Source organism: Pseudomonas sp. SDO524_S393 (assembly GCF_054071875.1).
The window spans coordinates 43,532-50,177 of record NZ_JBSVVZ010000050.1; the positions used below are offsets into that span (position 1 = coordinate 43,532).

5 protein-coding genes are annotated in these 6,646 nt (G+C 60.7%); 1 reads left to right on the forward strand and 4 read right to left on the reverse strand.

Going from position 1 to position 6,646, the window contains the following annotated elements; translation table 11 throughout:
• Positions 1-5: 5 nt before the first annotated feature.
• The 4 genes from lspA to murJ all read right to left on the reverse strand — a co-directional run bounded on the left by lspA (position 6) and on the right by murJ (position 5,950).
• Complete coding sequence (gene lspA / locus ACW9IB_RS20610; RefSeq protein WP_457365298.1) at positions 6-515, reverse strand: signal peptidase II; 510 nt, start codon at positions 513-515, stop codon at positions 6-8.
• A complete protein-coding gene (gene ileS, locus ACW9IB_RS20615) occupies positions 508-3,339 on the reverse strand; it encodes an isoleucine--tRNA ligase (RefSeq protein WP_457415251.1) in 2,832 nt (943 codons plus the stop codon). The genes lspA and ileS overlap by 8 nt, the downstream gene beginning before the upstream one ends.
• A 14-nt stretch (positions 3,340-3,353) precedes the next feature.
• On the reverse strand, positions 3,354-4,292 hold the full coding sequence (ribF, locus tag ACW9IB_RS20620) for a bifunctional riboflavin kinase/FAD synthetase (protein ID WP_457415252.1): 939 nt from the start codon (positions 4,290-4,292) through the stop codon (positions 3,354-3,356).
• A gap of 119 nt (positions 4,293-4,411) precedes the next feature.
• On the reverse strand, positions 4,412-5,950 hold the full coding sequence (gene murJ / locus ACW9IB_RS20625; RefSeq protein ID WP_457365295.1) for a murein biosynthesis integral membrane protein MurJ: 1,539 nt from the start codon (positions 5,948-5,950) through the stop codon (positions 4,412-4,414).
• 254 nt (positions 5,951-6,204) lie between these two features.
• On the opposite strand from murJ, the gene rpsT reads away from it, so the two are divergent.
• Entirely contained in the window at positions 6,205-6,483 is a 279-nt protein-coding gene (gene rpsT, locus ACW9IB_RS20630; protein ID WP_123714497.1) for a 30S ribosomal protein S20, read from the forward strand.
• Positions 6,484-6,646: the final 163 nt, after the last annotated feature.

Genomic DNA, 6,646 nt, shown 5'->3' on the forward strand with positions numbered 1-6,646 from the left:
CCTGATCAGTCATTGACGGTCTCTCCGGTTTTCTTGCTCTTGAACATGTCCAGCGCCAGCATGATTGCACCGACGGTGATGGCGCTGTCGGCGAAGTTGAACGCCGGGAAGTACCAGCGGTTCTGCCAATGCACCAGGATGAAATCGATCACATGGCCCAAAGCAATGCGGTCGTACAGGTTGCCCAGCGCACCGCCCAACACCAGGGCCAGGGCGATGGCCAGCCAGGTGTCGTCCCGACCCAGACGCTTGAGCCACACCACCAGCACGGCACTGACCACCACGGCGATCAAGGCAAACAACCAGCGCTGCCAGCCGGAGCTGTCTGCCAGGAAGCTGAAGGCCGCGCCGGTGTTGTAGGCCAGGGTCCAGCTGAAGTAATCAGGGATGATGACGATCTGCTGGTACATCTGCAGTGCGCCCTCGAAATGAGCCTTGCTGAGCTGGTCGATGACCAGCACCAGCACGCTCAATACGAGCCAGCCCAGACGTCCAAAACGACTGGCTTCAGGCATAGTGGCGAACCTCGCCAGTGCCGCTGATGTTGTCGACGCAACGACCGCAGATCTCTGGGTGCTCAGGGTTCACACCGACATCCTCACGGCAGTGCCAGCAACGGGCGCACTTGGCGAAAGCAGACTTGACCACCTTGAGTTTGAGACCCGGCACTTCGGTCGCGACCGCATCCGCCGGCGCCTGGGCAAACGGTGCAAGGCTCGCAGTAGAGGTGATCAGTACGAAACGCAGCTCGTTGCTCAGCTTGGACAAGTCGGCGGTCAGGCCGTCTTCGGCAAACAGAGTGACTTCGGCTTGCAGGTTACCGCCAACGGCCTTGGCCGCACGCTGCACTTCCAGTTCCTTGTTCACCGCGACCTTGACGGCCATGACGCCTTCCCAGTACTCGCGACCCAGTTCGAAGTCGGCCGGCAACTCCGTGAGGCCTTCGTACCAGGTATTGAGCATCACCGACTCGTTGCGCTCGCCCGGCAGGTATTCCCACAGCTCGTCGGCGGTGAAGGCCAGGATTGGCGCGATCCAGCGCACCAGCGCTTCGCTGATATGGTACAGCGCGGTTTGCGCCGAACGGCGCGCCTTGCTGTTGGCGCCGGTGGTGTACTGGCGGTCCTTGATGATGTCGAGGTAGAACCCGCCCAGCTCCTGCACGCAGAAGTTGTGGATCTTCGAGTAGACGTTCCAGAAGCGGTATTCGGCGTAGTGTTCCTGCAACTCGCGTTGCAGCAACAGGGTACGGTCCACGGCCCAACGGTCCAGGGCGAGCATGTCTTCGGCCGGGAGCAAGTCGGTGGCCGGGTTGAAACCGGTCAGGTTCGACAGCAGGAAGCGCGCGGTGTTACGGATACGGCGATAGGCATCGGCGCTGCGCTGCAGGATCTGCTCCGACACGGCCATTTCGCCCGAGTAGTCCGTCGAGGCAACCCACAGGCGCATGATGTCGGCGCCCAGGGTGTCGTTGACCTTTTGCGGTGCGATCACGTTGCCCAGCGACTTGGACATCTTGCGACCGTTTTCGTCGACGGTGAAACCGTGGGTCAGCAGCTCGCGGTACGGTGCGTGATCGTCGATGGCGCAACCGGTCAGCAGCGACGAGTGGAACCAGCCGCGGTGCTGGTCGGAGCCTTCCAGGTACAGGTCGGCACGCGGGCCGCTTTCGTGGCCCATTGGGTGCGAACCGCGCAATACGTGCCAATGGGTGGTGCCGGAGTCGAACCACACGTCGAGGGTGTCGCTGATCTTGTCGTACAGCGGCGCTTCGTCGCCCAGCAGCTCGGCGGCGTCCAGTTTGAACCAGGCTTCGATGCCCTCGACTTCGACGCGCTTGGCGACCTCTTCCATCAGCTCGACGGTACGCGGGTGCAGCTCGCCGCTTTCCTTGTTCAGGAAGAATGGGATCGGCACGCCCCAGTTACGCTGACGCGAGATGCACCAGTCCGGACGGTTGGCGATCATCGAGTGCAGGCGCGCCTGCCCCCAGGCCGGCACGAACGTGGTGTCTTCGATGGCCTTGAGCGCACGTTTGCGCAGGGTTTCGCCGCCGTTCGGCTCTTTGTCCATACCAATGAACCACTGCGCGGTGGCGCGGTAGATCAGCGGCGTCTTGTGGCGCCAGCAGTGCATGTAGCTGTGCTTGATGGTTTCGGTGTGCAGCAACGCACCGACTTCCGTCAGCTTGTCGATGATCGCCGGGTTGGCCTTGAAGATGAACTGGCCACCGAAGAACTCCAGCGACGGCGCATAGACACCGTTGCTCTGCACCGGATTCAGGATGTCGTCGTTGACCATGCCGTAGGCTTTGCAGGTCACGAAGTCGTCCACGCCGTAGGCCGGCGAGGAGTGAACGATACCGGTACCGGCGCCCAGCTCCACGTAGTCGGCCAGGTATACCGGCGACAGGCGGTCGTAGAACGGGTGACGGAAGTTGATCAGTTCCAGTGCCGAGCCGGTGGTGGTGGCGATCACCGAACCTTGCAGCCCGTAACGGGCCAGGCACGACTCGACCATTTCCTCGGCCAGCACCAGCAGGCGATCACCGGTGTCCACCAGGGCATAGGTGAATTCAGGGTGCACGTTCAGCGCCTGGTTGGCCGGGATGGTCCACGGGGTTGTGGTCCAGATCACGATGGCGGCCGGCTTGGCCAGCGACGCCAGGCCGAAAGCCTCGGCCAGCTTGGCGTCGTCGGCGATCGGGAAGGCCACGTCGATGGTCGAGGACTTCTTGTCTTCGTACTCGACTTCCGCTTCGGCCAGGGCCGAACCGCAATCGAAGCACCAGTTCACAGGCTTGAGGCCTTTGAACACGAAACCGCCCTTGACGATTTCGGCCAGGGCACGGATCTCACCGGCCTCGTTCTTGAAATCCATGGTCTTGTAGGGGTTGGCCCAGTCACCCAGCACACCCAGGCGGATGAACTCGGCTTTTTGACCTTCGATCTGCTCGGTGGCGTAGGCCCGGCACAGTTCGCGGGTTTTATCCGCGCCCAGGTTCTTGCCGTGGGTCACTTCGACCTTGTGTTCGATCGGCAGGCCATGGCAGTCCCAACCCGGGACGTACGGCGCGTCGAAACCCGACAGGGTCTTCGAGCGGATGATCATGTCCTTGATGATTTTGTTCAGTGCATGACCGATGTGAATCGTGCCATTGGCATAAGGAGGGCCGTCGTGCAGGACGAATTTCGGACGATCCTTGCCAATTTCGCGCAACTTTCCGTACAGGCCAATACTGTCCCAGCGCTGCAGGATCTGCGGTTCGCGCTGTGGCAGGCCGGCCTTCATTGGGAAGGCGGTGTCCGGAAGGTTTAGCGTGGCTTTATAGTCGGTCATTTAAGGCTCTTCGGTTAGCGATGGGCGCTAGGTGCGGCTAGTGCACGGGCGGCGGCGACATCCGCATTGATCGCCGTTTTCAACGCCTCGAGGGAGGCGAAACGCTGCTCTTCACGCAGCTTGTGGTGGAAAACCACCGTCAAACGCCGGTCATACAGATCACCGGCAAAATCCAAAAGGTGAACTTCCAGGTGGGCCTTGCCATCACCTGCAACCGTGGGCCTGACGCCTATGTTGGCGACTCCGGGCCACGATTGGCCGTCGATATCGACGCTGACCAGGTAGACCCCGGTGAGCGGCACACGACGACGTTTGAGTTGCACGTTGGCGGTTGGCGTGCCCAATTGGCGCGCCAGCTTCTGGCCGTGCAATACCCGCCCGGCAATGCGGAACGGGCGACCGAGCAAACGCTCGGCCAGGGCGAAGTCGGCAGCGGCCAGGGCGTTACGCACCTGGGTACTGCTCACGCGCAGGCCATCCAGTTCGACGGTTTGCGCGGCTTCGACGGTAAACCCCTGGCTGATACCGGCCTGTTGCAGGAAATCGAAATCCCCGACGCGATCGCAACCAAAGCGGAAGTCGTCACCGACCTCCAAGTGCTGCACGCCCAGGCCATCGACCAGGATACGGTCGACGAACTCGGCGGCGCTCAAGCTTTGCAGGCGCTGGTTGAAGGCCAGGCACAGAACGCGGTCCACACCTTCTTCAGCCAGCAGTTGCAGCTTGTCCCGCAGGCGGGCCAAGCGGGCCGGCGCCGTTTCGGGGGTGAAATATTCCCGCGGCTGTGGCTCGAAAATCACCACGCAGCTGGGCACGCCCAACTCGACCGCACGCTCACGCAGCCGGGCCAGGATAGCCTGGTGACCACGGTGAACACCGTCAAAGTTGCCAATAGTGGCGACGCAGCCCCGATGCTCGGGGCGCAGGTTGTGGAGACCTAGAACCAGCTGCATAACGCGCTTCTTGCTCATAAAGTGGTCGATTATAACCACACCCGGCCCCGGACGACAGGCAACAGCGCAGGGCAAATGGATCGAATCGATAAAACAACCGGTTTATCGCGGGAATGTCTCTACCCAAGGGACTTGCGATTGAAATCCCGCAGTCGAAAGCCCAGCAGCAGCAACATACCGAAGTACACCACCACGCCGGCCACGACCAACAGCCCCAGGCGCATGAAACGCTCCAGCATATGCCCCTCATCCCAGGCCGGCATGAAGTGCATCAGGCCCAGCAACACCGCAGACATCGCGGCGACTGAAACCAACAGCTTCAAGGCGAACATCCCCCAGCCGGGCTGCGGTTGAAACATTTCCTGCTTGCGCAGTTGGTAAAACAAAAGGCCGGCATTGATGCAGGCGCCTGCGCTGATGGCCAGCGCCAGGCCCGCATGGGCCAGCGGACCGATGAACGCCAGGTTGAGCAGTTGCGTCACGATCAGCGTGAAGACCGCGATCTTGACCGGCGTACGGATGTTTTGCTGGGCATAGAAGCCAGGGGCCAGCACCTTGATCACGATGATACCCAGCAAGCCGACCGAGTACGCGATCAGCGCCCGCTGGGTCATGGACGCGTCAAACGCACTGAACTGACCGTACTGGAACAACGATACCGTCAGCGGCTCCGCCAGAATCCCCAGGGCCAGGGCGCACGGCAATACCAGTACGAAGCACAGGCGCAGGCCCCAATCGAGGATGCGCGAGTACTCCTGGCGATCCTTGCTGGCATAGGTACGCGACAGCGTCGGCAGCAGAATCGTGCCCAGCGCCACGCCGAGCACGCCGGACGGCAGCTCCATCAGGCGATCGGCGTAGTACATCCACGACACCGAGCCCGACACCAGCAGCGAGGCAAAGGCGGTGTTGATGATCAGGGAAATCTGGCTGACCGAGACCCCGAGGATCGCCGGCAGCATATTGCGCATCACACGCCATACGCCGGTGTCCTTGAGGTTCAGGCGCGGCAGCACGAGCATGCCGATCTTCTTCAAGTGCGGCAGTTGATACAGCAATTGCGCCAGCCCGCCGGCCAGCACGGCCCAGCCCAGGGCCATCACGGGCGGGTCGAAGTACGGTGTGAGGAACAGCGCGAAGAGGATCATGCTGACGTTGAGCAGGGTCGGCACGAACGCCGGCACCGAGAAACGGTTCCAGGTGTTGAGGATCGCTCCGGCAAGGGATGAAAGGGAGATCAGCAATATATAAGGGAAGGTGACGCGCAGCAGGTCCGAGGTCAGCGCGAACTTTTCCGGGGTGTTGGCAAAACCGGGGGCCGTGGCCCAGATCACCCAGGGCGCGGCGAGCATGCCGACAACGGTCACCAGCATCAGTACCAGGGTCAGCAGGCCCGAGACGTAAGCGATAAAGGTGCGGGTCGCTTCTTCGCCCTGCTGGGTCTTGTACTCGGCCAGGATCGGCACGAACGCTTGGGAAAATGCGCCCTCCGCGAAGATGCGTCGCAGCAGGTTGGGCAATTTAAAGGCAATAAAGAAGGCATCCGTAGCCATGCTGGCGCCAAAAATGCGCGCCAGCAGGGTGTCACGCACAAACCCCAGTACCCGGGAGATCATCGTGATAGAGCTGACGGCGGCCAACGATTTGAGCAGATTCATTGAAAGAGATTGCGCCTATTAGATAAAGAGCAGGCGAACAACGCGCCCACTTGTGCGATACTGCGCGCCTGCAACAGCACAGAGCCAAAGCTCGCGAGTTTACAGGTCAAGCGCCGGAAATAAATCACCCGCCTCTTCAGATCGACCACTCAGCAGTTCGCTTCAGCCGGCCTTGACAACCCATCAAGTCATCGGCATGATTCGCGGCCTATTTTGTTTGCTATTTCCTAAAAAGTCTTTCGAGGAGCTCGACGGTGGCCAACTCACCTTCCGCCAAAAAACGTGCAAAACAGGCTGAGAAGCGTCGCAGCCACAACGCCAGCCTGCGTTCCATGGTTCGTACCTACATCAAGAATGTAGTTAAAGCCATCGACACCAAAGACGCTGAAAAAGCCCAAGCTGCTTACGTTCTGGCTGTGCCTGTTATCGACCGTATGGCCGATAAAGGCATCATCCACAAGAACAAGGCCGCTCGCCACAAGAGCCGCCTGAATGGCCACATCAAGGCTCTGAACGTCGCTGCAGCAGCCTGAGTGGTAACAACTGACGTGTAGCCCAGGCTATGCACAGTTAAGAAATGCCCCGAATCGAAAGGTTCGGGGCATTTTTGTTTGCCCTTCATATTTGGCGTACACAGATCAAAATGTGGGAGCGGGCTTGCCCGCGATGAGGGCGTGTCAGCCACGTTATTCAGTG